The organism is Enterobacter cloacae complex sp. HYC033_NIDB (assembly GCF_056673335.1).
The window spans coordinates 4,813,501-4,838,959 of record NZ_CP115123.1 but is presented as its reverse complement, the minus strand read 5'-3'; the positions used below and the strand labels follow the sequence as shown (position 1 = coordinate 4,838,959).

Annotated in this window: 21 protein-coding genes and 2 pseudogenes; 16 read left to right on the top strand and 7 right to left on the bottom strand. The window is 49.5% G+C overall.

Translation table 11 applies throughout. From position 1 onward, the window contains the following. Nucleotides 1-844 precede the first annotated feature (844 nt). On the top strand, nt 845-1,744 hold the full coding sequence (locus O1721_RS23185) for an integrase domain-containing protein (protein ID WP_006786007.1): 900 nt from the start codon (nt 845-847) through the stop codon (nt 1,742-1,744). Nucleotides 1,745-1,812: 68 nt separating this feature from the next. Here O1721_RS23185 and O1721_RS23180 read toward each other — a convergent pair whose 3' ends face one another. Continuing rightward, entirely contained in the window at nt 1,813-2,430 is a 618-nt protein-coding gene (locus O1721_RS23180; protein ID WP_020899211.1) for a recombinase family protein, read from the bottom strand. A gap of 404 nt (nt 2,431-2,834) precedes the next feature. Here O1721_RS23180 and O1721_RS23175 point away from each other — a divergent pair. Then, nucleotides 2,835-3,982, top strand: a protein-coding gene (locus O1721_RS23175) for an IS3 family transposase (RefSeq protein ID WP_087464944.1) whose coding sequence is annotated in 2 segments (ribosomal slippage) — nt 2,835-3,084 and nt 3,084-3,982 — 1,149 coding nt in all. Because the reading frame shifts where the segments join, the coding sequence is not laid out codon by codon here. A gap of 12 nt (nt 3,983-3,994) precedes the next feature. Next, nucleotides 3,995-4,678, top strand: a pseudogene (locus O1721_RS23170) (TOPRIM nucleotidyl transferase/hydrolase domain-containing protein); the annotation flags it as partial. Between the two features lie 166 nt (nt 4,679-4,844). Here the strand turns inward: O1721_RS23170 and copM are convergent. The 4 genes from copM to silR form a co-directional block, all read right to left on the bottom strand. Beyond that, nucleotides 4,845-5,195: a CopM family metallochaperone gene (gene copM / locus O1721_RS23165; RefSeq protein WP_006785879.1), complete on the bottom strand. Its 351-nt coding sequence runs from the start codon at nt 5,193-5,195 to the stop codon at nt 4,845-4,847. 148 nt (nt 5,196-5,343) lie between these two features. Further along, nucleotides 5,344-5,775: a silver-binding protein SilE gene (silE, locus tag O1721_RS23160; RefSeq protein WP_006785880.1), complete on the bottom strand. Its 432-nt coding sequence runs from the start codon at nt 5,773-5,775 to the stop codon at nt 5,344-5,346. Between the two features lie 249 nt (nt 5,776-6,024). After that, entirely contained in the window at nt 6,025-7,500 is a 1,476-nt protein-coding gene (gene silS / locus O1721_RS23155) for a copper/silver sensor histidine kinase SilS (protein WP_000555738.1), read from the bottom strand. Continuing rightward, on the bottom strand, nt 7,493-8,173 hold the full coding sequence (gene silR, locus O1721_RS23150; RefSeq protein WP_000697968.1) for a copper/silver response regulator transcription factor SilR: 681 nt from the start codon (nt 8,171-8,173) through the stop codon (nt 7,493-7,495). The genes silS and silR overlap by 8 nt, the downstream gene beginning before the upstream one ends. A gap of 189 nt (nt 8,174-8,362) precedes the next feature. On the opposite strand from silR, the gene silC reads away from it, so the two are divergent. The 7 genes from silC to O1721_RS23115 all read left to right on the top strand — a co-directional run bounded on the left by silC (nt 8,363) and on the right by O1721_RS23115 (nt 18,027). Next, nucleotides 8,363-9,748: a Cu(+)/Ag(+) efflux RND transporter outer membrane channel SilC gene (gene silC / locus O1721_RS23145; RefSeq protein ID WP_479953462.1), complete on the top strand. Its 1,386-nt coding sequence runs from the start codon at nt 8,363-8,365 to the stop codon at nt 9,746-9,748. Between the two features lie 28 nt (nt 9,749-9,776). Next, nucleotides 9,777-10,130 carry a cation efflux system protein CusF gene (gene cusF, locus O1721_RS23140; RefSeq protein ID WP_001246153.1) on the top strand — a complete coding sequence of 118 codons (354 nt, stop codon included), beginning with the start codon at nt 9,777-9,779 and terminating at the stop codon, nt 10,128-10,130. Nucleotides 10,131-10,243: 113 nt separating this feature from the next. Continuing rightward, the gene (gene silB / locus O1721_RS23135) at nt 10,244-11,536 is read left to right on the top strand and encodes a Cu(+)/Ag(+) efflux RND transporter periplasmic adaptor subunit SilB (protein ID WP_001485328.1); all 1,293 of its coding nucleotides are present in this window, start codon (nt 10,244-10,246) and stop codon (nt 11,534-11,536) included. A 10-nt stretch (nt 11,537-11,546) separates the two neighbouring features. Further along, nucleotides 11,547-14,693 (top strand): Cu(+)/Ag(+) efflux RND transporter permease subunit SilA, encoded by a 3,147-nt coding sequence (gene silA / locus O1721_RS23130; RefSeq protein WP_000574021.1) that lies wholly within the window; start codon nt 11,547-11,549, stop codon nt 14,691-14,693. 86 nt (nt 14,694-14,779) lie between these two features. Then, a complete protein-coding gene (locus O1721_RS23125) occupies nt 14,780-15,220 on the top strand; it encodes a DUF411 domain-containing protein (protein WP_002436620.1) in 441 nt (146 codons plus the stop codon). A gap of 97 nt (nt 15,221-15,317) precedes the next feature. Then, the gene (gene silP, locus O1721_RS23120) at nt 15,318-17,789 is read left to right on the top strand and encodes an Ag(+)-translocating P-type ATPase SilP (RefSeq protein ID WP_129244003.1); all 2,472 of its coding nucleotides are present in this window, start codon (nt 15,318-15,320) and stop codon (nt 17,787-17,789) included. Nucleotides 17,790-17,829: 40 nt separating this feature from the next. Continuing rightward, the gene (locus O1721_RS23115) at nt 17,830-18,027 is read left to right on the top strand and encodes a DUF2933 domain-containing protein (RefSeq protein WP_000843497.1); all 198 of its coding nucleotides are present in this window, start codon (nt 17,830-17,832) and stop codon (nt 18,025-18,027) included. Between the two features lie 33 nt (nt 18,028-18,060). Here the strand turns inward: O1721_RS23115 and O1721_RS23110 are convergent, their stop codons facing one another. Then, entirely contained in the window at nt 18,061-18,798 is a 738-nt protein-coding gene (locus tag O1721_RS23110; protein ID WP_004118669.1) for a peptidoglycan DD-metalloendopeptidase family protein, read from the bottom strand. A 288-nt stretch (nt 18,799-19,086) separates the two neighbouring features. Further along, nucleotides 19,087-19,536 carry a copper resistance protein gene (locus O1721_RS23105; protein WP_001023257.1) on the bottom strand — a complete coding sequence of 150 codons (450 nt, stop codon included), beginning with the start codon at nt 19,534-19,536 and terminating at the stop codon, nt 19,087-19,089. 233 nt (nt 19,537-19,769) lie between these two features. Here O1721_RS23105 and pcoA point away from each other — a divergent pair, with 233 nt between their 5' ends. The 6 genes and pseudogenes from pcoA to pcoS all read left to right on the top strand — a co-directional run. Next, nucleotides 19,770-21,587: a multicopper oxidase PcoA gene (gene pcoA, locus O1721_RS23100; RefSeq protein ID WP_000925242.1), complete on the top strand. Its 1,818-nt coding sequence runs from the start codon at nt 19,770-19,772 to the stop codon at nt 21,585-21,587. Between the two features lie 5 nt (nt 21,588-21,592). After that, nucleotides 21,593-22,483 (top strand): copper resistance outer membrane transporter PcoB, encoded by an 891-nt coding sequence (gene pcoB, locus O1721_RS23095; RefSeq protein WP_006785895.1) that lies wholly within the window; start codon nt 21,593-21,595, stop codon nt 22,481-22,483. Between the two features lie 39 nt (nt 22,484-22,522). Then, entirely contained in the window at nt 22,523-22,903 is a 381-nt protein-coding gene (pcoC, locus tag O1721_RS23090) for a copper resistance system metallochaperone PcoC (protein WP_000025662.1), read from the top strand. A gap of 55 nt (nt 22,904-22,958) precedes the next feature. Further along, complete coding sequence (gene pcoD, locus O1721_RS23085; protein WP_479953455.1) at nt 22,959-23,837, top strand: copper resistance inner membrane protein PcoD; 879 nt, start codon at nt 22,959-22,961, stop codon at nt 23,835-23,837. Between the two features lie 54 nt (nt 23,838-23,891). Then, the gene (gene pcoR / locus O1721_RS23080) at nt 23,892-24,572 is read left to right on the top strand and encodes a copper response regulator transcription factor PcoR (RefSeq protein WP_001188930.1); all 681 of its coding nucleotides are present in this window, start codon (nt 23,892-23,894) and stop codon (nt 24,570-24,572) included. Continuing rightward, nucleotides 24,569-25,396 (top strand): annotated as a pseudogene (gene pcoS / locus O1721_RS23075) (copper resistance membrane spanning protein PcoS); the annotation flags it as partial. The gene pcoR and the pseudogene pcoS, both read left to right, overlap by 4 nt. Nucleotides 25,397-25,459 lie beyond the last annotated feature (63 nt).

Here is a 25,459-nt window from a genome sequence, read left to right as displayed (position 1 = left end):
CCTGAGAGGGGTGCCTTCGGGCGGTTACCAGCCAATGCTTCAGCGGTCTGAGAGAAGCGCCTTCGGGTGACTGCCAGCTAATGTCCCACATACCTGAGAGGGACGCCTTATGGCGGTAAACCCGTTTAACCTTTGAAAACGGGGGCCACTAATGTGGATAAGGTCACCGACCAAAAACTGGCCGGCTAACGCCTCAATGATTCACATCTTCCTGATGTTGAATTGTCATTAAAGGAGCTGAATCAGGCTCTGATCTTTCACTACGTTATGATTCTTGCCAGGGATACGCCCTGAGTTTCGTACGACTTTTGCATCGACGGATAAGGCCATTTGGCACATTTGGCCGCTTACGGAGTTGCATTAGGAGCACGAAGCTGCGCGGCGTCACTTGTGAAGTGGCGAAGACACTACCAAGTGACGCGCGCAGCGCATAACGTCTCAACCCACGTACGACGTGGTTTTCAACGTTTTACTACCATCTGACCAACATGTAGTCCGTGTTAGTACGGTATTAAACTCACTTTTACATCAACGTAAGCACGACGGAAGGCCGTCTGAACGTTCAATTATCAGTAAGGAGGAAATCGACTCGGTATCGATGGCGACACTACGAACAGTAGTGTTGGAGGCAGCTTGACGTAAGTCAGCTCTGCATAAGCAGCAAACAGATCAGAGATCTGGGGTGCCTCGCAAGAACTCAACAATTCGCCGCCCCGATGCACAGATACCAGTTGAGACGCAGGAAGCGCAAAAGCAACCGTGTCGTCGGGGATGAATTACTGGGGTACAGATCCGTCCGCTTATTTACAAGCCGAGGGACGTGTATCCCTGTGGAGATATAGGAATGTCCAGATTCAGTAAACAGCTGTGCAAACAACTTGTCACACTTGCTCGTCAGGGAAGGGGAAGTTATAAAACTGTGGCTGACCGCTCAAGAATTGCAGAACGTTTTTCTGAACGTCTGTCTGAACTGAATATTCAGATTAGGGACGTAAAACATATCAAAACTTCCCATATTGAAAAATATATTGAGAGCAGGAAGGCAGACAGTTTGTCTCTCAGGACGTTACAGAATGAGATGTCTGCTATCCGCTCTGTTTTATTATCAGCAGGAAGAAATAAACTGGCCGATCCCAATCATACCAGCCTGAGTAATCAGGCCCTGGGAATTTCTGGTGCTAACCGGGATGGCACTAAACTTCCTATTACAGATGAAAAACTTAATGCGGTTGTGAATTTTGCGCTTAAAAAAGATGAAGGTGTTGCGCTCGCGGTACAACTTTCAAGATACCTTGGATTGAGAACAGAAGAAACCGTGCAGTCCGCAAAGTCGTTAAAAACATGGAAGCAGTCATTGATTAACAATAATGAGCGTGTCCGTGTTGTTTTCGGGACTAAAGGCGGGCGGCCGAGAGAAACAACAGTTTTCAATCGTGAAAAAGTTTTATCAATTCTTGATAAGGCAATTCATTATGTCAGTGAACATAACGGAAAACTGATTGATAAACCTTCTCTGCATACTGCAATAGATCGTTACCGAAATATTGTACGAGAGGCAGGGATGAATGGTAAAAATGCCCCGCATAGTTTGCGTTACGCTTATTCACGTGATGCTGTAAATCATCATATTAAAAATGGAATGAGCCGCGACGAAGCTGAAGCATTAGTATCGATGGATTTGGGGCATGGAGATGGCCGTGGTCGTTATATTAAACAAGTTTATTTTCGCGGTGAAACAGAATAAGTTGTTTCTTTACTGAATTTTCAGGACGTAGCGCCACAGCTCATTCAGGGCTGTGGCTTTTCTAAATTTCAATCCGTATCTTTACATGCTCGAATAACTGTCATGCGTGAAACGCCGGCGAGCCTTGCCGTTTCATTTATTGATTTTCCGTTTTTCTTGCGAAGCGTTCTAATTAACTCATGTTTTTCCTTATCTGCTAGCCTCCCCCTGTATTTCCCTTTTTCCTTGGCGGCTGTAATTCCTTCCATCTGCCTTCTGCGACGATCTTCATAATCTTTACGGGCGATAGCAGCTAACATGTCCAGCATCATATTATTCACTGCCCGGAGCATACTATGAGTAAAGTCATAAGCTGATGGTGTGGACAGGGCAATGTGACTTGTAGGCAAATCAAGGCTTATTATTGAAAGCGATTTCTCATTAATCATCTTTTTTAAAGATTCCCAGCCATTATCATCCAGGCGTGAAAGCCGATCTACTTGTTCTATAAGTATCGCATCCCCTGGCTCTGTATCCTGAAGCAGTCTCATCAGTTCCGGTCGGTGCAATGCTGCGCCTGAAGCATTTTCAACATACCAGCCAGCAATGCGATGATTGTGTTGTTGAGCAAAGTCCTTGAGCCTCGATTTTGCACGCAGTGCATCCTGTTCCTGAGTTGAAGCACGAAGATATCCAAATATAAACAAAGTTCCTCCGGCAGTAACATTAAAATAGTCACATTCCAATCGGTATCATTTAAGTGGTAACTTATTTATATTCTACCAATAAACTGGATAGTATTTAATAGGTATACCCATTTGATACCCAGGTTGACATAATCACTATTTGCTCTGAAAATAGACAGGCTTACTTGTTGCTACATGCAACCAGCTAATGCTCCGGCAGTCTGAGAGGAGCGCCTTCGGGTGACTGCCAGCCAACGTTTTACCGGTCTGAGAGAAACACCTTCGGGTGACCGGAAAATCCTCGCAGCCTGAGAGAGGATACCTTCGGGTGGTAAATCCGTTTAACCTCTGGAAACGGATATTGAATCGCCATGGGTTTAACAGACACCTCAGAGTCATTTAAGATGGCTTAAAGAGAGGTGCCCATGAGCGGTAAGCGTTATCCCGAAGAGTTTAAAACTGAAGCAGTCAAACAGGTTGTTGATCGCGGTTATTCTGTTGCCAGCGTTGCAACACGTCTCGATATCACCACCCACAGCCTTTATGCCTGGATAAAGAAGTACGGTCCGGATTCTTCCACTAATAAAGAACAGTCAGATGCTCAGGCCGAGATCCGCCGTCTCCAGAAAGAGCTGAAACGGGTTACCGACGAACGGGACATATTAAAAAAAGCTGCGGCGTACTTCGCAAAGCTGTCCGACTGAGGTACGCCTTTATCCGTGACAACTCCTGTTGCTGGCCTGTTCGCCTGCTCTGTCGGGTGCTGGATGTTCATCCCAGTGGTTTTTACGCCTGGCTTCAGCAGCCGCATTCACAACGCCATCAGGCAGACCTGAGACTGACAGGACAGATTAAACAGTTCTGGCTGGAATTGGGATGCGTCTATGGTTATCGCAAAATCCATCTGGATCTGCGTGACAGCGGGCAACAGTGCGGAGTAAACAGAGTCTGGAGACTGATGAAACGTGTCGGAATAAAGGCTCAGGTCGGATACCGAAGCCCGCGGGCACGTAAAGGCGAGGCCAGTATCGTGTCACCCAACAGGCTCCAGCGACAGTTCAATCCGGATGCTCCTGATGAGCGTTGGGTAACGGACATAACCTACATCAGGACCCACGAAGGCTGGCTGTATCTTGCCGTTGTTGTTGATCTGTTCTCACGCAAAATTATCGGCTGGTCCATGCAATCCCGGATGACAAAGGACATTGTCCTGAACGCACTGCTGATGGCTGTATGGCGGCGTAATCCCGAAAAACAGGTGCTGGTTCATTCGGATCAGGGCAGTCAGTACACAAGCCATGAGTGGCAGTCGTTCCTGAAATCACACGGCCTGGAGGGTAGCATGAGCCGTCGCGGTAACTGCCATGATAATGCGGTTGCAGAAAGTTTTTTCCAGTTGTTGAAACGTGAACGGATAAAGAAAAAGATCTACGGAACGCGAGAAGAAGCCCGCAGTGATATTTTTGATTACATCGAAATGTTTTATAACAGTAAGCGTCGGCATGGTTCTAGCGAACAGATGTCACCGACAGAATATGAAAAACAGTATTATCAACGGCTCGGAAGTGTCTAGATTATCCGTGGCGATTCAGTACGTTATGTCACCAGAAATGAGACAGGTGAACCCGTTGTAAAAATGCCGGATGACGATGTGCTGAAGGAAGCAACTGAAAGCCTGGGGGTGTTGCCAGAGACTGGTATGGAAAGGGCTAAAGGCATTGTTCTGGTAGAAGGAAAGTCGGATGTCACTTTCCTGAGGCATGCGGCCAGTTCATTTAAACAATCAGGTGTGCTGCCAGCCTCTCTTGAGGACGTGAAAATTGTGCCAGTCCTCATAGGAGGATGCGGGAGCGTCAAACACTGGGTTACCTTAAATCTGGCCAACGATCTGGGGCTTCCCTGGTGCGTATTTCTGGACTCCGATATTGGGGGAGACCCTGCACAGGTTCTGTCCATTCAGAAACGTAAAAAAGAAGTGGAGGAAGCCGGTAAGGTATTCTTCGCCACGCGCAAACGTGAAATAGAGAACTATCTCTGCCCGGATCTGATCGAAGAAATTACCGGTGTAGCAGTCACGTTTACGGACACCTGTGACGCTAAAAAAATAATCGGCCGGGCTGTGGGAATGAAACCCGATAATGTGCTTGATAAATTCTGGCCCCAGATGACAGCGGAAAGAATAATCTCAAGATCAACCTATCATGACGGAACGCAGGAAAGAATTGAACTGATTGAGATCCTGAGCGACATTATTTCCATGACGAGATAATGTGTTAAAATAATCGCAGCTGCATATATTCCGGTCCACAGCAAAGGACCGGAGTATAGAATATAAAAAACCCGAAATTAATCGGGTTTTAATTATTTAACGTTTAACAGGATCCCGTGCCCGGGAGTGATTTAAAATTACGCTTATCATGGCGTTTTTGCAATCTTTATTTTTGACTGCCAAGCCATTTATTCATCTGCTCGATTTCACCTTTCTGAGCTTTAATGATGTCCTGCGCAAGCTTTCTCATTTCGGGATCTTTTCCGTATTTAAGCTCGGTCTCAGCCATTGCTATTGCTCCTTCATGGTGTGCGATCATACCTTTTGCAAAGGCCTTATCGGGATCGGGCTCATTAACGGCGGCCATCATTTTTTCATGCATGTCTTTCATGCCAGCCATATATTCCTGTGACGATGCCGATGAGTGCATATCTGACATTTTCATTTCCGAATGTTCGGCAGAAATTGCTGGCAGGGATAACATTAATATAACAAAAAGGGTGTTTTTGATTTTCATTTAATAAATCCTTTTCAGGTAGGTACCGGTTAATTGTAGCTGAGTCATATAAAAAAGCCCCCTGATGGGGGCAAAAATGTCACAACATATCCGGTTAAGGAATAATCTATCAAGGAAAGGGTAAAAAGCACGGATACTACAGTCGCATTCAGCCTACATTGATCATGCGGCGGTGCGCTTCGGCCATGGCCTGATGTGGGCCGGACTGACCGTTATTCATGAATTCATGGGCAACCGCTGCTCTTTCATGCTCATCCATCGCCGCGTAAGACGTTGAAGGGACGGTCGTGGATACTGTGTTATTTCCCATCATCTTCTGATGACTTTCCACCATTTTCTGGTGCGCATCTGCCGATCCGTTCGTCATGGTTTCATGAGCAATAATGGCCTGTTCATGCTGGTCCATACCGGTCATACGGGGAGCAGTCCCCTGGATCCCGACAGGAGCCGCAGCAGACTGCATCTGGTGAGCAGGGGCCTGTGCATTGTTGACGCGCTCATGGATATTCACGGTTTCAGTGGCCCAGGCCGAAGAAATTAAACCAAAGCCCAGCAAAGATGCTAATACGATATTTTTCATGATAACTCTCCATTTCTCAATTAATGATGTCCGGGGAAGTACAACCGGTGTTTTCAGTTTCATAACTTAAACAGGTTCGGCAGTTCTTATTTCTCCGGGAGATGGCTGGATATTCATTCCTGGCGTACTCTGACGCCGGGTATTGATGAAGCAATCCAGCCTTCCTGATAAGTTGCACTAATTATATCGAATGGCTTCTGTTTGCTGCATGACAGGCTAATGACATCTTTGTCATTTAAATCTTTATTCTCAGTGTTGGGGATCCGGAATCATTTTCTCCAGTCTGGGTACGGATAAAATAAAACGTGTCGAGCGTATATCCGATTCCACATGTACTCTTCCGTGATGTGCTTCCACGATTGACTTCACAATCGCAAGACCGATGCCGCTGCCTTCTCCTTTTCGTTGTCTGGACGGATCCACCCGATAAAAACGGTCAAACAGCCTTGATAAATGCTCTTCAGGGATTGGTTTCCCCGGATTTTCAATCACAAGGTCAAAAAAGCTCCCCTGTTTTCTTATTGAGACGGTGATTGCCTGTCCCTCAGGGGTATAACGCAGGGCATTGGATAACAGATTATTGATCGCTCTTCTAAACATTTGTGGATCTCCCTCGACCAGACAGGGCATCCCGTTAAATTTGAGCGTGATATTGCGTTCTTCGGCCCAGGCTTCGAAAAACTCGAAGACTTTCATGACTTCCGCTCTGAGGTCAAACATGACCCTGTCAGGTATCAGCTGATTATTATCTGCCTGTGCCAGGAACAGCATATCGCTGACCATTTTGGTCATCCGGTTATACTCTTCAAGACTGGAATAGAGGACATCCTCAAGTTCCCTCTGTGTTCGATCCTGACTCAGTGCGATTTCAGTCTGCGTCACCAGATTGGTGATGGGCGTTCTGATCTCATGCGCGATATCGGCAGAGAAATTGGCCTGGCGGGTAAAGACATCCTCAATCTTTCCAATCATATGATTGAACGAGATAACCAGTTGCTCCAGCTCAATGGGAACGCGTGTCGGTTCCAGTCGCGCATCAAGATTCTCGGAGGTGATGTTTTTAATGGCATTGCTGACATTACGAAGGGGCAGGTGCCCCTGACGGACAGCGATTCGAATGATCAGAACAATCAACAGGCTTATCACGACGGCAATCGCAATCAGGTTCTTTTTCAGCGCATCGAGGTAATGGAGATGGAAATTAATGGATAGGCCAGTCAGCATGACATAGTTCTGCTGTTTGCCCTGAAATATCGCCTGACCAGAGGAGGCGATAATCCTGTATGTTTCCATCTTCATTTCGGACCCGGTATCCATCGGTCCCGCAGGATCCTCCACCGTCCAGAGAAAGACATCCCGTGCGCGGCTGTGCTCGCTAAAATCTGCTGAATTCACTGCCGGGCGTAGTGCCGCCCCCTGAGCTGAGCTAAAGAGCACTTCACCCCTGGGATTGAGGAGCAAAAGGGCAACGTTGCGGTAGCTGGCAATTGATTCCTTTATTTTGCTTATTTTTTTATCATCCGGATCCACCGGGGACTGCAGTATACGGTTCAGTGTGGTGCTGATTTGTTGAAGATCGCTGACATCCTGCTCGGCAAAATGATTTTCAACAGAATGCAGCATAAACCAGGTGAAGGCGATAAAAGCCAGTATCGTGGACAGGCTGATAAAAAAGGTCAGCCGCAGAGCGAGTGAGAAAGGGCGTCTGGAAGGTTTGCTATGCATCCGGGACCTCCAGCATGTAGCCCACGCCCCGGACTGTCTGGATCAGCTTTGTCTCGTAATCGTTGTCTATTTTAGCGCGGAGTCGCTTTACTGCGACATCGATCGCATTAGTGTCGCTGTCAAAATTCATGTCCCAGACCTGAGAGGCAATCAGGGAGCGGGGAAGAACCTCTCCCTGATGGCGAATGAAGAATTCCAGCAGGCTGAACTCTTTACTGGTGAGCACAATGCGGTTTCCGGCGCGACTGACTTTTCTGGATACGAGATCAATCGAGAGGTCAGCCACCTTAAACTGGCTTTCCGTGATCATCGTGTTTCCCCGCCTCAGAAGGGTTCTCACCCGGGCGAGCAGTTCGGCAAACGCAAAGGGTTTAACCAGATAATCGTCCGCACCCAGTTCCAGTCCTTTGACCCTATGTTCGATCGTGCCGAGGGCTGTCAGCAGTAAGACCGGCATACCCTTTCCGGCAGTGCGCAGCATGCGGATGATATCCCAGCCGTTCACATCAGGTAGCATGATATCCAGAATGACTAAATCATACTCGGCTGTCATGGCGAGATGATATCCGGTAAGACCATTATCAGCGTGATCCACTACGAACCCTGCCTCTGTAAGCCCTTTGCTGAGATATTCACCTGTTTTAATTTCGTCTTCGACGATCAATATTTTCATCTTGCTCCCCGGCTGGCTGCTAATGTCATTCTATTGCGCCCACGATCGTTATCAACGGATTACAGCAAAAATGACAACATTGTCATTATCCTGTCACTCGGCAAACAGAGAGCGTTAGGTAAAGTACCCCTATCAATACTCTGGACTTCATTTGAACCATTTACCAGGTCTGCCTGGACGAGAAGCGTTATGTTCAAATTAAAATTACTCAGCATTAGCACGATATTCATCCTGGCAGGCTGCGTGTCGCTTGCGCCTGAATATCAGCGGCCCGCAGCACCGGTACCCCAGCAGTTTTCACTGTCCCATAACAGCCTGACGCCAGCGGTAAATGGCTATCAGGATACGGGCTGGCGTAACTTTTTTGTCGATCCCCAGGTTACCCGGTTGATCGGTGAAGCTCTGACTAATAACCGTGATTTGAGAATGGCTGCCCTGAAGGTTGAAGAGGCCCGAGCCCAGTTCAACGTCACGGATGCAGATCGTTACCCCCAGCTGAATGCCTCATCCGGGATAACATACAGCGGTGGTCTGAAAGGTGACAAGCCGACCACACAGGAGTACGACGCGAGACTGGAGCTCAGCTATGAGCTCGATTTTTTCGGCAAACTTAAGAACATGAGTGATGCTGACCGCCAGAACTACTTTGCCAGCGAAGAAGCCCGTCGGGCCGTACACATCCTGCTGGTCTCCAACGTTTCACAGAGCTATTTCAGCCAGCAACTGGCGTACGAACAACTCCGTATTGCGCGGGAAACGCTGAAAAATTATGAACAGTCCTATGCTTTCGTTGAGCAACTGCTCGTGACCGGGAGTACGAACGTTCTGGCACTTGAACAGGCGAGAGGACAAATCGAAAGTACCCGCGCCGAAATAGCCAAACGAGAAGGCGATCTGGCTCAGGCAAACAATGCCCTGCAACTGGTGCTGGGAACGTACCGCGCACTTCCGTCAGAAAAAGGGATGAAAGGCGGGGAGATCGCACCAGTAAAATTGCCACCAAATCTATCTTCACAAATTTTGCTGCAGCGACCGGATATTATGGAAGCGGAATATCAGCTGAAAGCGGCTGATGCCAATATTGGCGCAGCGCGAGCGGCCTTTTTCCCCTCCATTACCCTGACCAGTGGTCTTTCCGCAAGCAGTACGGAGCTGTCAAGCCTGTTTACGTCAGGAAGTGGAATGTGGAATTTTATCCCTAAAATTGAAATTCCTATTTTTAATGCTGGCAGGAATAAAGCCAATCTGAAGCTGGCTGAAATTCGCCAGCAACAATCGGTGGTTAATTACGAACAAAAAATTCAGTCAGCCTTTAAGGATGTTTCCGACACGCTTGCGCTGCGCGACAGCCTTAGCCAGCAACTTGAGTCACAGCAGCGTTATCTTGATTCACTTCAGATAACTCTCCAGCGTGCCAGAGGATTATATGCAAGTGGTGCTGTCAGTTACATCGAAGTGCTGGATGCAGAACGTTCCCTCTTCGCTACGCAGCAAACCATTCTCGATCTTACCTATTCCCGACAGGTTAACGAAATTAATCTGTTTACCGCGCTGGGTGGCGGTTGGGTAGAGTAAATTTATTTAATTAATCAGGAAATTAAAAATGCGTAATTCACTTAAAGCCGTTTTATTTGGTGCCTTCTCTGTCATGTTTTCTGCCGGTCTTCATGCTGAAACACATCAGCATGGCGATATGAATGCTGCCAGTGATGCTTCGGTACAGCAGGTTATCAAGGGCACCGGTGTCGTTAAAGACATTGATATGAATAGTAAAAAGATTACCATTTCGCACGAAGCAATCCCTGCTGTGGGCTGGCCTGCAATGACCATGCGCTTCACTTTTGTTAATGCAGACGACGCTATCAATGCCCTGAAAACCGGCAACCATGTCGATTTCTCGTTTATTCAGCAGGGCAATATCTCCTTACTCAAAAGCATTAACGTTACGCAATCCTGATTATCAGTCCGGAGCGAATACATCCAGTGCGCCTGAACATTCATTAAGGGATTACTGTGAATGAATGATCGGGCGCATATGCCAGGTGTTTTGATTTTTCAGCGAGAAATTGTATGGCTTCTTTAAAGATAAAATATGCTGCAATAATTATCAGCAGCCTCATAGCAGGAGGGCTGATATCGGTTACTGCCTGGCAGTATGTAAACTCATCACAAAAAACAGTACAAACCGAACAAAAGGCACCGGAGCGAAAGGTACTTTTCTGGTATGACCCGATGAAACCGGATACCAAATTTGATAAACCCGGAAAATCTCCCTTTATGGATATGGACCTGGTGCCAAAATATGCTGATGAAAGCGGCGATAAAAGCAGTGGCGGGATCCGTATCGATCCAACGCAGGTTCAGAATCTGGGATTAAAAACGCAAAAAGTCACGCGAGGAATGCTGAATTATTCTCAGACAATCCCGGCTAATGTCAGTTACAACGAGTATCAGTTTGTCATTGTGCAGGCGCGCTCTGACGGTTTCGTCGAAAAAGTGTATCCCCTGACGATTGGCGATCATGTGAAGAAAGGCACTCCGCTTATCGATATCACCATTCCTGAATGGGTTGAGGCACAAAGTGAGTTCCTGCTGTTATCCGGTACAGGCGGTACGTCAACCCAGATAAAAGGGGTTCTGGAGCGACTTCGTCTAGCTGGTATGCCGGAAGAGGATATTCAAAGGCTGCGTTCAACCCGCACAATCCAGACCCGTTTTACCATTAAAGCACCTATTGATGGTGTCATTACTGCGTTTGACCTGCGCACCGGAATGAATATTTCGAAAGATAAAGTAGTGGCTCAGATTCAGGGGATGGACCCGGTCTGGATCAGCGCTGCAGTGCCAGAATCTATCGCATATCTGCTGAAAGATACGTCGCAGTTTGAAATTTCGGTACCGGCTTATCCGGATAAAACATTCCATGTCGAAAAATGGAACATTCTTCCCAGCGTGGATCAGACAACCCGTACGCTTCAGGTCCGTCTCCAGGTTTCTAATAAGGATGAGTTTCTCAAGCCGGGCATGAATGCCTATCTGAAACTGAATACCAAGAGCCAGGAGATGCTGCTGATACCAAGCCAGGCCGTTATCGATACCGGCAAAGAACAGCGCGTGATTACTGTTGATGATGAAGGCAAGTTTGTGCCGAAACAGATCCACGTTCTGCATGAATCACAGCAACAGTCCGGCATTGGCTCCGGCCTGAATGAAGGCGATACCGTGGTGGTCAGTGGCCTGTTCCTCATTGACTCCGAAGCCAATATTACGGGCGCGCTGGAACGTATGCGCCACCCTGAAAAAACAGAAAACAGTATGCCAGCAATGTCTGAGCAGCCTGTAAATATGCATTCAGGGCACTGAGGAGACGACGATGATTGAATGGATTATCCGGCGCTCTGTCGCCAACCGTTTCCTGGTCATGATGGGCGCACTGTTTCTCAGCATCTGGGGCACATGGACGATAATTAACACGCCGGTCGATGCGCTGCCTGACCTGTCAGATGTGCAGGTCATTATTAAAACCAGCTATCCCGGACAGGCCCCGCAGATTGTAGAAAACCAGGTCACCTATCCGCTTACCACCACCATGCTGTCCGTACCTGGCGCAAAAACCGTGCGTGGCTTTTCACAGTTCGGTGATTCGTATGTGTATGTCATTTTTGAAGACGGCACCGATCTGTACTGGGCCCGTTCGCGCGTGCTGGAATACCTGAATCAGGTTCAGGGCAAACTGCCTGCGGGTGTGAGCTCTGAAATCGGCCCGGACGCCACGGGAGTGGGCTGGATATTTGAATATGCCCTTGTCGATCGCAACGGAAAACACGACCTTTCAGAACTGCGCTCTCTGCAGGACTGGTTCCTGAAATTTGAGCTGAAAACCATCCCGAACGTGGCTGAGGTCGCTTCGGTTGGCGGCGTGGTGAAACAGTACCAGATTCAGGTCAATCCGGTAAAACTGTCCCAGTACGGTATCAGCCTGCCCGAAGTGAAACAGGCACTTGAATCGTCTAACCAGGAGGCCGGTGGCTCATCCGTTGAAATGGCCGAAGCGGAGTATATGGTCCGTGCCAGCGGTTATCTTCAGAGCATTGATGATTTTAATAACATCGTCCTGAAAACAGGTGAGAACGGCGTGCCGGTTTATCTGCGGGATGTTGCCCGCGTGCAGACCGGGCCCGAAATGAGGCGTGGTATTGCCGAGCTGAACGGCCAGGGAGAAGTCGCTGGCGGCGTGGTGATCCTGCGGTCGGGTAAAAATGCGCGCGACGTTATCACGGCAGTGAGGGATAAACTGGAGACGCTGAAGGCCAGCCTGCCGGAAGGCGTTGAAATCGTGACCACCTACGATCGCAGCCAGTTAATCGACCGGGCGATTGATAACCTCAGTTCCAAACTTCTGGAAGAGTTTATCGTGGTGGCCATCGTCTGTGCTCTGTTCCTGTGGCACGTACGTTCTGCCCTGGTGGCGATTATCTCTCTGCCGCTTGGCCTGTGTATCGCCTTTATCGTCATGCACTTCCAGGGACTGAACGCCAATATCATGTCGCTGGGAGGGATAGCGATTGCCGTCGGTGCGATGGTGGATGCCGCCATTGTGATGATTGAAAATGCGCACAAACGGCTTGAGGAGTGGGATCATCAGCATCCGGGTGAGCAGATTGACAACGCCACCCGCTGGAAGGTGATTACCGACGCCTCCGTGGAAGTGGGACCCGCGTTGTTCATTAGCCTGCTGATCATCACCCTGTCCTTTATTCCTATCTTTACCCTGGAAGGGCAGGAAGGTCGTCTGTTTGGCCCGCTGGCATTCACGAAAACGTACTCCATGGCGGGAGCGGCCGCACTGGCCATCATCGTCATTCCTATTCTGATGGGATTCTGGATCCGGGGGAAAATTCCTGCCGAGACAAGTAACCCCCTGAACCGGGTGCTGATCAAAGCGTATCATCCTTTGCTGCTGCGGGTCCTCCACTGGCCAAAAACAACCCTGCTGGTTGCGGCCTTGTCCATTTTCACGGTTATCTGGCCACTGAGTCAGGTGGGCGGTGAATTTCTGCCGAAGATTAACGAGGGCGATCTGCTGTATATGCCGTCGACCTTGCCTGGCGTCTCTCCGGCAGAAGCTGCAGCGCTCCTGCAGACAACAGACAAGTTAATCAAAAGCGTTCCTGAAGTGGCTTCTGTATTTGGCAAGACCGGTAAAGCAGAGACCGCAACGGATTCCGCGCCGCTCGAAATGGTGGAAACCACGATCCAGCTCAAACCTGAGGATCAGTGGCGTCCCGGCATGACAATTGACAAGATTATTGATGAACTCGACAGGACAGTCCGTTTACCGGGTCTGGCAAACCTCTGGGTGCCGCCTATCCGTAACCGTATTGATATGCTCTCAACCGGGATCAAAAGCCCGATAGGTATCAAAGTGTCCGGGACTGTTCTGTCCGATATCGACGCGACGGCGCAGAGTATCGAGGCGGTAGCCAAAACCGTGCCTGGCGTGGTGTCTGTCCTGGCTGAGCGACTTGAGGGCGGGCGCTACATCGATATCGATATCAACCGGGAGAAAGCCTCCCGCTACGGGATGACGGTAGGTGATGTCCAGCTGTTCGTCTCTTCAGCAATCGGAGGTGCTATGGTGGGTGAGACGGTTGAAGGGGTGGCCCGGTACCCTATTAACATTCGCTACCCGCAGGATTACCGGAACAGTCCGCAGGCGCTGAAACAGATGCCGATCCTGACCCCGATGAAGCAGCAGATCACGCTGGGCGATGTCGCGGATATTAACGTCGTTTCTGGACCAACCATGCTGAAAACCGAAAATGCCCGGCCAGCCAGCTGGATTTATGTTGATGCCCGCGGCAGGGACATGGTGTCGGTGGTTAACGACATTAAGACGGCCATCAGCGAGAAAGTGAAACTGAGACCGGGAACCAGTGTGGCATTCTCCGGACAGTTTGAACTGCTTGAGCATGCCAACAAGAAACTGAAGCTGATGGTGCCGATGACGGTGATGATCATTTTCATCCTGTTGTATCTGGCATTCCGCCGGGTTGACGAAGCCCTGCTGATCCTGATGAGCCTGCCGTTCGCCCTGGTTGGCGGAATATGGTTCCTGTACTGGCAGGGCTTCCATATGTCAGTGGCGACCGGAACCGGGTTTATCGCCCTGGCCGGGGTGGCAGCAGAGTTTGGCGTGGTCATGCTGATGTATCTGCGTCATGCCATTGAAGCGCACCCGGAATTGTCCCGTAAAGAGACGTTCACACCGGAAGGTCTTGATGAAGCCCTCTATCATGGTGCCGTACTGCGTGTCCGGCCGAAAGCCATGACCGTGGCGGTGATCATTGCGGGTCTGCTGCCAATACTCTGGGGAACCGGCGCAGGTTCAGAAGTCATGAGCCGTATTGCTGCGCCAATGATTGGTGGGATGATCACGGCTCCGCTGCTGTCCCTGTTCATTATTCCTGCCGCCTACAAATTAATCTGGCTGCGCAGACATAAAAAAAGCGTGTCATAACCCTGAAAGGGCGCCCCCAGTGGGCGTCCTTCTGCACTGATTCACCCTGACGTCAGGGTTTATATCGATAATATACAGAGGTGAGTATGAAAAAAGTGGTTCTAATGGCCCTGGCTCTCGGCCTGTCACTGCCTGCAATGGCGAGTGAAAAAGTCATTGATATGTACAAATCTGAAAACTGTGGCTGTTGTTCCCTGTGGGGCAAAGCGATGGAAAAAGACGGGTTCGAAGTGCGAACTCACGTCATGAATGATCAGGCGCTGTCAGCCCTGAAAGAAAAGCATGCTGTTCCTGCTGGACTACGAAGTTGTCATACCGCGGTTGTAGGTAATTTGATCATTGAAGGCCATGTGCCTGCGGCAACGATACATAAGGCCATGCAGTCTGGTTCGGGTATATACGGTCTCGCCACCCCCGGTATGCCAGCAGGAAGTCCGGGAATGGAGATGGGGGCCCGAAAAGAGGCTTACGATGTTATCGCATTCTCACCGGAGGGCAGTAAAAAAGTCTTCCAGCGAATCGAATAGTCAGCGGAACGGCTGATAACGGGACGCCGGCAGCAGGCACTCTTATGCCGGCGGCATTCGTGGTAATCGCATCCATGACATATCCTGAAGACAGAAAATGCTTCAGATATGCATAAGGAGAGTTACTGTGAAAAATGACAATGCAGTGGAACATAACAACCAGACTGCTTCTGAGCAGACATCATCCCCGGACGAGAGTCACGCATTGCATAAGGTGAGAGATCCCGTGTGCGGGATGGTCATCCTGCCTGACAAGGCGCACAGCAGCATTCGATACCAGGACCATCAGCTTTATTTCTGCTCCGCCAGCTGTGAGAGCAAATTTAAAGCCCATCCCGATCATTATTTTACCGAAGATGCCAGTGAACATCACCATCACCACGACCACCATGAAGTCAGCCCTGATAAGATAAAACAGTCTCACCGCCAGGCGGAGAAAGAGATTTCTGAAGGTGTGTGGACATGTCCGATGCATCCGGAGATACGCCGTAGTGGTCCCGGAAGCTGTCCTGTCTGTGGAATGGCACTGGAGCCGCTCGTAGCTACGGCATCCACGGGGACGAGTGATGAACTTCGCGACATGACAAGACGCTTCTGGCTGGGGTTGTTGCTGGCGTTTCCGGTTCTGATACTCGAAATGGGTTCTCATCTGTTTCCCGCTTTGAGGAATACAGTACCGCCACAGTACAACACATGGCTGCAGTTACTTCTGGCCTCTCCTGTCGTTTTGTGGTGTGGCTGGCCATTCTTCGCCCGGGCCGGAATGTCGTTACGTAACCGCTCCCTGAATATGTTTACCCTTGTTGCAATGGGGACCGGCGTAGCCTGGGTTTACAGCGTCATTGCAACCGTCTTCCCCTCCTGGTTTCCTGCATCGTTCAGAAACATGGATGGCCTGGTGGCCATTTATTTTGAAGCCGCAGCTGTTATTACGGTGCTTGTTCTGCTGGGACAGGTCCTTGAATTGCGGGCAAGGGAACAAACCTCAGGTGCCATTACTGCGCTTCTTAACCTTGCCCCCAAAACCGCCAGGCGGCTGGATCAAGACGGTCATGAAACGGATATTAATGCGGAAGATGTCCTGCCTGGCGATAAGCTCCGCATCAGACCTGGAGAGAGTATTCCGGTCGACGGTATCGTGGTCGAAGGCAAAACAACCGTTGATGAATCGATGGTGACCGGGGAATCTATGCCTGTTACCAAAACGGAGGGTGACCCTGTCATCGGGGGGACCATTAATCAGACAGGTAGTCTTATCATCCGTGCAGAGAAAGTCGGTGATGAAACGATGCTCTCACGAATTGTTCAGATGGTCGCTGATGCACAGCGTTCGCGGGCCCCCATCCAGAGAATGGCTGACAGCGTTTCAGGCTGGTTTGTTCCTCTGGTGATACTTATCGCGGTTGTTGCTTTCATGATCTGGTCTGTCTGGGGGCCCGAGCCCAGGATGGCGCACGGTCTCATTGCGGCTGTGTCGGTCCTGATTATTGCCTGTCCCTGCGCGCTGGGGCTGGCCACGCCGATGTCGATAATGGTGGGGGTGGGCAAAGGAGCCCAGGCCGGGGTGTTAATCAAGAATGCCGAAGCCCTTGAGCGTCTTGAAAAAGTGGACACGCTGGTTGTCGACAAAACAGGCACGCTCACGGAAGGTTCGCCGACGGTGACAGGGATTATCAGTCTCAATCCGGGTGGGGAAACATCTCTTTTGCGTGTAACGGCCGCAGTGGAAAAAGGCTCGCAGCATCCGCTGGGTATGGCAGTAGTTAAAGCAGCACAGGAAAAGGGGATCGCAATACCCGCAGTCACTCATTTCAATGCGCCGTCGGGTAAAGGTGTCTCAGGCGATGTCGAAGGTCAACGGGTTGTTATTGGTAATGAACTGGCTATGCAGGAAAACAGTATCGTTATTGATAATCAAAAGGCCGTTGCGGATACGTTGCGGATGGAAGGCGCTACCGTTATCTATGTGGCCACAGACGGGCACCTTGCAGGCCTGATAGCTATCTCGGATCCCGTGAAAGCAACCACGCCGGATGCGCTTAAAGCTTTGCGTCAGGCGGGGATCCGCATCGTTATGCTCACCGGGGATAACCAGCTTACCGCTGAAGCAGTCGCACGGAAACTGGGAATAGATGAGGTTGAAGCCGGGATTCTGCCGGATGGCAAAAAAGCAGTGATAACCCGACTGAAAGCGTCTGGCCATGTGGTTGCGATGGCCGGAGACGGTGTGAATGATGCCCCGGCGCTGGCAGCGGCTGACGTGGGTATAGCCATGGGAACGGGTACAGATGTGGCAATTGAAAGTGCCGGAGTCACCCTTCTCAAAGGCGACTTGATGATACTGAACAGGGCCCGTCATCTGTCAGAAATCACCATGAAAAATATCCGACAGAATCTGTTTTTTGCATTTATCTACAACGCACTTGGCGTGCCTGTGGCTGCAGGTCTGCTTTATCCTGTGTATGGAATACTGCTGTCGCCAGTTATTGCGGCGGCGGCCATGGCTCTTTCCTCCGTCAGCGTCATTGTGAATGCGTTGCGTCTGAAAAGTGTCAGGCTCGGGAAATAACACTGAGTGAAGGGGCTGTTACGAACAGAAGGAGTCCAGTATGAAAAGTACCACCTATGCGCTTATTGCTGTCGCCGCGATCGCGGCATTTGCCCTCCTGCGCGAACACTGGTCACATGTGGCAGGTTACTGGCCATATCTGTTATTGCTGGTCTGCCCGCTAATGCATCTTTTCCACGGCCACGGAGGGCATGGAGATCATCAACATCAAGGAAGTGAAAACGATAAAAAAAATTAATCCGGCAGACGGGGCCGCGTCGCGGCCCCGTTATCAGTCCAGGTATCGTTCGTAGTCTCTGGCATGCGCAAAGGCATGCTGTTCAAGTTTGTTATCAGCGGGTGCCGCTGCCCGGAACGCCAGTGAGTTAACAGGATTGTTATTGATGACCAGCTCGTAATGCAGATGAGGACCGGATGAACGTCCGCTGTTACCGGATAACGCAATAGCGTCTCCCCGGGTAACCCTGGCCCCTTTAGTAACGAGTATTTTATTGAGGTGGAGATAGCGAGTTTTAACACCGGCTTTTCCCGTTACTTCAACAAAATATCCCATGGTACTGTTGTATTCGGCCCGGGTGATTTTTCCGTCGATGACGCTGACTATTTTCGTGTTCATGGGCATGGAATAATCAATGCCATTATGGGGACTCACTTTTCCCGATACCGGGTTAAGTCTTGCAGGATTGAAAGGCGAACTGAGTCTTGCTGTGGCCGGTAACGGATAATCGAGACTGCCTTTCCCGGAAGTATCGGAAAGGTTATAGAACTTTTTATCTGATATACGATACGCCGTGTAATTAAATGAACCGGACGTAAATTTATAGGCCACGACACGTGATTTTCCCGCTTTCTTTTGCAGTACGAGTTTTAATGATTCATTTTTTTTCAAATGCCGCAGATTAAACCGGGAAGGCAAGGAGCGCTGAAGAGTAGCGATCTCGTTCGATTCCAGCCCCGAGCGGGTGGCTGAAAGGTAGGCATTTTCTTTTACGACATCGGTAGAATACATTTACTGGAATTCGCCGTTAGCATGAACACTGCGGCGTATGCTAGGGGTTTTCAGGAGGCGTGTCATCTGTCAGTTAATCGGGAGCACCGTTGATGGTCGTCATTTTTGTAACATATCTTGTTTCCCGTTTGCTCCTGAAGCTCTGGGAACTGTATGACCAGCCCGACGGTGATGATTAACGGGACTGAAACAGGTTACGGCAGAGCAATATGGGGCTCATGTCCTGCTACGTAACCCGTCAGTAAAGCCCTGCTGCGCACCTGACGCTAAGCACTAACCCGCCTGCAGTTACCTGGTCGAATACAGCCCGCGAAGCTTTCTTGCCTGCGTCTGATGTGCTTCCGCACCGGCATTATTGACCTGCTCATGCACGAGAGCGGCTTTTTCTCCGGCATTCAGTTCGTTAAAAGAAGAAGACGAGGTCTTTGAATTTGCATCACTGCCGGACAGCATTTTTTTATGTTCCTCAATCATTTTCTGATGCGCATAGGACGCGCTGTTGTTCATAAATGAATGAGCAACAATGGCCCTTTCATGTTCATTCATTTCAGAGAATGAGGGCGTGTTGTTTTTATTAACCCTGTCCGGTAAGTTTTCATGCGTCGAGGAATTCACATGACTGACGGCTGAGGCATTATTAACAAATCGATGTGCTTCATGGGCAATATCACTGGACTGAGCAAAAGCTGCCCCACAAAATAAAGCTGTAAACGCAGTGGTCGTGATTAATATATTCATGTGTAATTACCTTCTGAGGTACATAAAAGATGTCCTTATGATCATATATAAAAATAATCAACCTGTGGGGAAGATGACGTAAATGTAATACAGCTATGTACATTACACGATTGTAATGAATTTGTTTCTTAAGGTGTGCTAGATTCATTTCATTGTAGTGGATGAACCAGTAATTTAATTTAAATCGGTTCTCGAATTCTGTCAGTAACCATACTTTAAATAAGGGAATGCGCATGCTGTTGAAAACGTCTCGACGAACTTTCCTGAAGGGGTTAACCCTCTCTGGCGTAGCCGGAAGTCTTGGCGTATGGAGTTTCAATGCGCGTTCCAGTCTGAGCCTGCCAGTTGCCGCATCCCTGCAGGGTACTCAGTTTGACCTGACCATTGGTGAAACGGCCGTCAATATCACGGGCAGTGAGCGTCAGGCCAAAACAATCAATGGAGGCCTGCCGGGGCCCGTTCTTCGCTGGAAAGAAGGTGACACCATTACCCTGAAGGTCAAAAACCGTCTTAATGAACAGACGTCCATTCACTGGCACGGCATTATTCTTCCGGCCAATATGGATGGTGTTCCGGGGCTGAGTTTTATGGGCATAGAGCCTGATGATACCTACGTTTACACCTTTAAGGTTAAGCAGAACGGGACTTACTGGTACCACAGCCATTCCGGTCTGCAGGAACAGGAGGGGGTATACGGTGCCATTATCATCGATGCCAGGGAGCCAGAACCGTTTGCTTACGATCGTGAGCATGTGGTCATGTTGTCTGACTGGACCGATGAAAATCCTCACAGCCTGCTGAAAAAATTAAAAAAACAGTCGGATTACTACAATTTCAATAAACCAACCGTTGGCTCTTTTTTCCGCGACGTGAATACCAGGGGGCTGTCAGCCACCATTGCCGATCGGAAAATGTGGGCTGAAATGAAAATGAATCCGACTGACCTCGCGGATGTCAGTGGCTACACCTACACCTATCTCATGAACGGGCAGGCCCCGCTGAAAAACTGGACCGGACTGTTCCGTCCCGGTGAAAAGATACGCTTACGGTTTATCAACGGCTCGGCAATGACCTATTTCGATATCCGTATCCCCGGGCTGAAAATGACGGTCGTGGCTGCAGATGGCCAGTATGTAAACCCGGTTACCGTTGACGAATTCAGGATTGCCGTTGCCGAAACCTATGATGTCATTGTGGAGCCTCAGGGTGAGGCCTATACCATCTTCGCACAATCCATGGACAGGACCGGTTACGCTCGAGGGACACTGGCCACGAGAGAGGGGTTAAGTGCTGCCGTTCCCCCCCTCGATCCCCGTCCTCTGTTGACCATGGAAGACATGGGTATGGGGGGAATGGGACATGATATGGCAGGAATGGACCACAGCCAGATGGGAGGCATGGATAACAGCGGAGAGATGATGTCTATGGACGGTGCTGACCTTCCGGATAGCGGGACATCCTCCGCGCCCATGGATCACAGCAGCATGGCCGGTATGGATCATTCCCGGATGGCCGGAATGCCGGGTATGCAAAGTCATCCTGCGTCAGAAACGGATAACCCACTGGTTGATATGCAGGCGATGAGCGTCTCTCCGAAATTAAATGATCCGGGTATTGGTCTTCGAAATAACGGAAGAAAGGTTCTCACGTACGCGGATTTGAAAAGCCGCTTTGAGGATCCTGACGGACGTGAACCTGGCCGTACCATAGAACTGCATTTAACCGGCCACATGGAAAAGTTTGCCTGGTCATTTAACGGAATCAAGTTTTCAGATGCCGCACCGGTGCTGCTGAAATACGGTGAGCGGCTCAGGATCACGCTGATCAACGATACCATGATGACTCACCCCATTCACCTGCATGGTATGTGGAGCGATCTGGAAGATGAAAACGGTAATTTCATGGTTCGTAAACACACAATAGATGTTCCCCCTGGTACAAAACGCAGTTACAGAGTGACAGCAGATGCGCTTGGCCGCTGGGCGTATCACTGCCATTTGCTCTATCACATGGAAATGGGAATGTTTCGTGAAGTCCGGGTGGAGGAATGATGCGAATGAAGAGAAATTTGAAGGCCATACCTGTTCTGGTCGCCGGTTTGTTTACCTCACAGCTTTCTATTGCGGCGGGCTCCGTCTCTGCAGATCCCCACGCCGGGCACGACATGTCTGCCATGCAGATGCCAGCAGATGAGAATTTCACTGAGATGACGTCAATGGAGCCCATTGTAACTGAGAGCAGAACGCCAATTCCGCCTGTTACCGATGCCGACCGGAAGGCTGCATTCGGCAATTTACAGGGGCATGCGATTCACGACAGTGCGATTAATTATCTGGTTCTGCTGGATCAACTGGAATGGCAACGGTCGGATAACACCAACAATTTCAGCTGGAGTGTTAACAGCTGGATTGGAGGCGACACAGATCGGATTTGGCTAAAGAGTGAAGGTGAACGAAGCAATGGGGAAACGGAGGCGGCTGAAGCGCAGTTACTCTGGGGACATGCGGTTGGCCCATGGTGGGATTTGGTTGCGGGTGTCAGGCAGGATTTCAGACCTGCTTCTGCCCGGACCTGGGCTGCTGTCGGTTTTCAGGGGCTGGCACTCTATAATTTTGAGTCTGAAATTTCGGGTTTTGTCAGTAATGGCGGAAAAGCAGCCCTTCGTCTGGGAGGAGAATACGACGTTTTACTGACTAACCGGCTCATACTCCAGCCATCCTATGAGGTGAATTTCTACAGTCAGGATGATGAATCGCGGGGTCGCGGCAGGGGACTGACTGACACAGAGCTGGGGCTCCGGCTGCGCTATGAAATACGCCGTGAGTTTGCACCCTATATAGGCGTTTCCTGGAATCAACTTTACGGGAAAACATCCGATATGGCGAAAAGAGAAGGTGAGAAAGACCATCAGGTAGTATTCCTGGCGGGAGCCAGAATCTGGTTTTAACGCACTGATATAAAACACTCAACTAAACAGGTAAATAAAATGTCGATTTTAAATAAAGCCATTCTTACAGGTGGCCTCGTTATGGGCGTTGCTTTCTCTGCTATGGCCCATCCGGAATTAAAAAGCTCTGTGCCACAGGCTGATTCAGCCGTAGCGGCCCCGGAAAAGATTCAGCTTAATTTCTCGGAAAATCTGACCGTGAAATTCTCAGGTGCAAAATTAACGATGACGGGTATGAAAGGCATGTCATCACATTCTCCGATGCCGGTCGCGGCAAAAGTGGCGCCAGGCGCTGACCCTAAATCGATGGTCATTATTCCGCGAGAGCCTTTACCCGCTGGCACTTATCGTGTTGACTGGCGCGCGGTTTCTTCAGATACGCACCCTATTACCGGTAATTACACCTTTACAGTGAAGTAATATTATGAACGACCTGATTATGATTGTTATTCGTTTTCTTCTTTATCTGGATTTGATGGTAATATTTGGATTGCCATTTTTTCAGATATATGGAATAAGCGGTGTCAGACATGAAACCTATAACCTGACTAATTTCAGGTCGTTTATAACCTTTGCTGTTGTTACAGGCATCATTCTTACTGGCATTAATATGCTCCTGGTATCTAATGCCATGAGTGGAGTAACTGACCTCAGAGAATTATCCATCCATGTTATCGAGATGGTGATAGAAGAAACTGATGTGGGTATTAGCTGGATTGTCAGGCTCTGTGCCCTGTTTACCACACTCGGTGCTTTGTTCCTTTACACTAATAAGAGAGTATTGTCCTGCCTGCTGATGACGATGAGTGGGGGCGTGGCGCTGGCTACACTTGCCTGGGGAGGACACGCCGTTATGCATGACGGTCTGCATTACTATCTCCATTTACTGAGCGATCTGACCCATCTCGGCGCTGCAGGTGCCTGGACAGGTGCTCTGGTTGCATTTGCTATCCTGCTGATGCGCAGAAACGAGCATAATGCACAGAGCGTCATTGTGATATCTGACTCCCTGGCAAAATTTGCCACGGCAGGAACGGTGATTGTTGTAGCCCTGATCCTGAGTGCGCTGGTCAACTATCTGTATATTGCTGAGGGTAACTTAACTCCCTTATTCAACAGTTCCTGGGGGAGGATATTGCTTGCCAAGACGGCTCTGTTTGTTCTGATGCTTCTTCTGGCTGCAGCAAACCGGTTTCACCTGGGTCCCCGGCTTGAAGTTATGGTCAGGGAAGGGAATTATGATCTCAGCGTTGCCCTGATGCGAAACAGCATCCTGACAGAATTCGTTGTTGCGATTATCATTCTGGGCGCCGTAGCGTGGCTCGGAATGCTTGCTCCGTCTCAGGTCAGCTAGGGGACAGCCAAAGCTCATGCGTGAGATTTTTACTTTCATATCAGCGAGTTGACCATGCAGCGTATTTTAATCGTTGAAGACGAACAAAAAACAGGTCGTTACCTGCAGCAGGGACTGGTTGAGGAAGGCTATCAGGCCGATCTCTTTAATAATGGCCGCGATGGTCTCGGGGCCGCGTCGAAGGGACAGTATGATTTGATAATACTGGACGTGATGCTGCCTTTCCTCGACGGGTGGCAAATCATCAGCGCACTGAGGGAGTCCGGGCACGAAGAACCGGTCCTGTTTTTAACCGCAAAGGACAACGTGCGGGACAAAGTGAAAGGACTGGAGCTTGGCGCAGATGACTACCTGATTAAGCCCTTTGATTTTACGGAGCTGGTTGCACGTGTAAGAACCCTACTGCGCCGGGCACGCTCGCAGGCCGCAACAGTCTGCACCATCGCCGATATGACCGTTGATATGGTGCGCCGGACCGTGATCCGTTCGGGGAAGAAGATCCATCTCACCGGTAAAGAATACGTTCTGCTTGAGTTGCTGCTGCAACGCACCGGAGAAGTGTTACCCAGGAGTCTTATCTCGTCCCTGGTCTGGAACATGAATTTTGACAGTGATACGAATGTGATTGATGTCGCCGTGAGACGTCTGAGAAGTAAAATTGATGATGACTTTGAGCCAAAACTGATCCATACCGTTCGCGGTGCCGGATATGTCCTGGAGATCAGAGAAGAGTGAGGTTCAAAATTTCCCTGACCACACGCCTGAGCCTGATTTTTTCTGCGGTGATGCTTACGGTATGGTGGTTATCAAGTTTTATCCTGATTAGCACCCTTAATGGCTATTTCGATAATCAGGACCGCGATTTTCTGACAGGTAAACTTCAGCTCACCGAAGAGTTTCTTAAAACAGAGACGTTCAGGAACAAAACGGATATTAAGTCATTATCAGAAAAAATAAACGATGCGATGGTGGGGCACAATGGCTTATTCATTTCTATAAAAAACATGGAAAATGAAAAAATTGTTGAACTCTATGCCAAAAATTCTGTTGTTCCAGCGGTCCTGCTTAATAAGTCGGGTGATATTCTCGACTATATGATCCAGACGGAAGAAAATAACACCGTGTACCGCAGTATCTCGCGGCGGGTTGCCGTGACGCCGGAACAGGGTAAAAGCAAACATGTCATCATTACGGTTGCCACGGATACTGGGTATCACACCCTGTTTATGGACAAACTCAGTACCTGGCTGTTCTGGTTCAATATCGGTCTGGTCTTTATTTCTGTTTTTCTGGGCTGGCTGACCACACGTATTGGTCTGAAACCGCTACGGGAAATGACCAGTCTGGCTTCCTCCATGACCGTACACAGCCTGGATCAGCGTCTAAATCCCGATCTGGCTCCGCCGGAAATCTCTGAGACCATGCAGGAGTTCAATAATATGTTTGATCGCCTGGAGGGGGCATTCCGGAAACTGTCAGATTTCTCGTCTGACATCGCGCATGAGCTGCGCACACCAGTCAGTAATCTGATGATGCAGACGCAGTTTGCACTGGCTAGACTGGCCCCCTGAATCTCCAGACAGTTGGTATCACTTAAGTTAGTGATAGTCTTAATACTAGTT

What these genes read in the sequence shown, in the direction of transcription:
- silC (WP_479953462.1), top strand. Translation starts at nt 8,363, where the DNA reads ATGTTCAAATTAAAATTACTCAGCATTAGCACGATATTCATCCTGGCA.
- O1721_RS23185 (WP_006786007.1), top strand. Translation starts at nt 845, where the DNA reads ATGTCCAGATTCAGTAAACAGCTGTGCAAACAACTTGTCACACTTGCT.
- O1721_RS23110 (WP_004118669.1), bottom strand. Translation starts at nt 18,798, where the DNA reads ATGTATTCTACCGATGTCGTAAAAGAAAATGCCTACCTTTCAGCCACC.
- pcoA (WP_000925242.1), top strand. Translation starts at nt 19,770, where the DNA reads ATGCTGTTGAAAACGTCTCGACGAACTTTCCTGAAGGGGTTAACCCTC.
- silA (WP_000574021.1), top strand. Translation starts at nt 11,547, where the DNA reads ATGATTGAATGGATTATCCGGCGCTCTGTCGCCAACCGTTTCCTGGTC.
- silS (WP_000555738.1), bottom strand. Translation starts at nt 7,500, where the DNA reads ATGCATAGCAAACCTTCCAGACGCCCTTTCTCACTCGCTCTGCGGCTG.
- pcoC (WP_000025662.1), top strand. Translation starts at nt 22,523, where the DNA reads ATGTCGATTTTAAATAAAGCCATTCTTACAGGTGGCCTCGTTATGGGC.
- pcoR (WP_001188930.1), top strand. Translation starts at nt 23,892, where the DNA reads ATGCAGCGTATTTTAATCGTTGAAGACGAACAAAAAACAGGTCGTTAC.
- pcoD (WP_479953455.1), top strand. Translation starts at nt 22,959, where the DNA reads ATGGTAATATTTGGATTGCCATTTTTTCAGATATATGGAATAAGCGGT.
- pcoB (WP_006785895.1), top strand. Translation starts at nt 21,593, where the DNA reads ATGAAGAGAAATTTGAAGGCCATACCTGTTCTGGTCGCCGGTTTGTTT.
- O1721_RS23125 (WP_002436620.1), top strand. Translation starts at nt 14,780, where the DNA reads ATGAAAAAAGTGGTTCTAATGGCCCTGGCTCTCGGCCTGTCACTGCCT.
- silR (WP_000697968.1), bottom strand. Translation starts at nt 8,173, where the DNA reads ATGAAAATATTGATCGTCGAAGACGAAATTAAAACAGGTGAATATCTC.
- silE (WP_006785880.1), bottom strand. Translation starts at nt 5,775, where the DNA reads ATGAAAAATATCGTATTAGCATCTTTGCTGGGCTTTGGTTTAATTTCT.
- silP (WP_129244003.1), top strand. Translation starts at nt 15,318, where the DNA reads ATGCTTCAGATATGCATAAGGAGAGTTACTGTGAAAAATGACAATGCA.
- O1721_RS23105 (WP_001023257.1), bottom strand. Translation starts at nt 19,536, where the DNA reads ATGAATATATTAATCACGACCACTGCGTTTACAGCTTTATTTTGTGGG.
- cusF (WP_001246153.1), top strand. Translation starts at nt 9,777, where the DNA reads ATGCGTAATTCACTTAAAGCCGTTTTATTTGGTGCCTTCTCTGTCATG.
- copM (WP_006785879.1), bottom strand. Translation starts at nt 5,195, where the DNA reads ATGAAAATCAAAAACACCCTTTTTGTTATATTAATGTTATCCCTGCCA.
- O1721_RS23115 (WP_000843497.1), top strand. Translation starts at nt 17,830, where the DNA reads ATGAAAAGTACCACCTATGCGCTTATTGCTGTCGCCGCGATCGCGGCA.
- silB (WP_001485328.1), top strand. Translation starts at nt 10,244, where the DNA reads ATGGCTTCTTTAAAGATAAAATATGCTGCAATAATTATCAGCAGCCTC.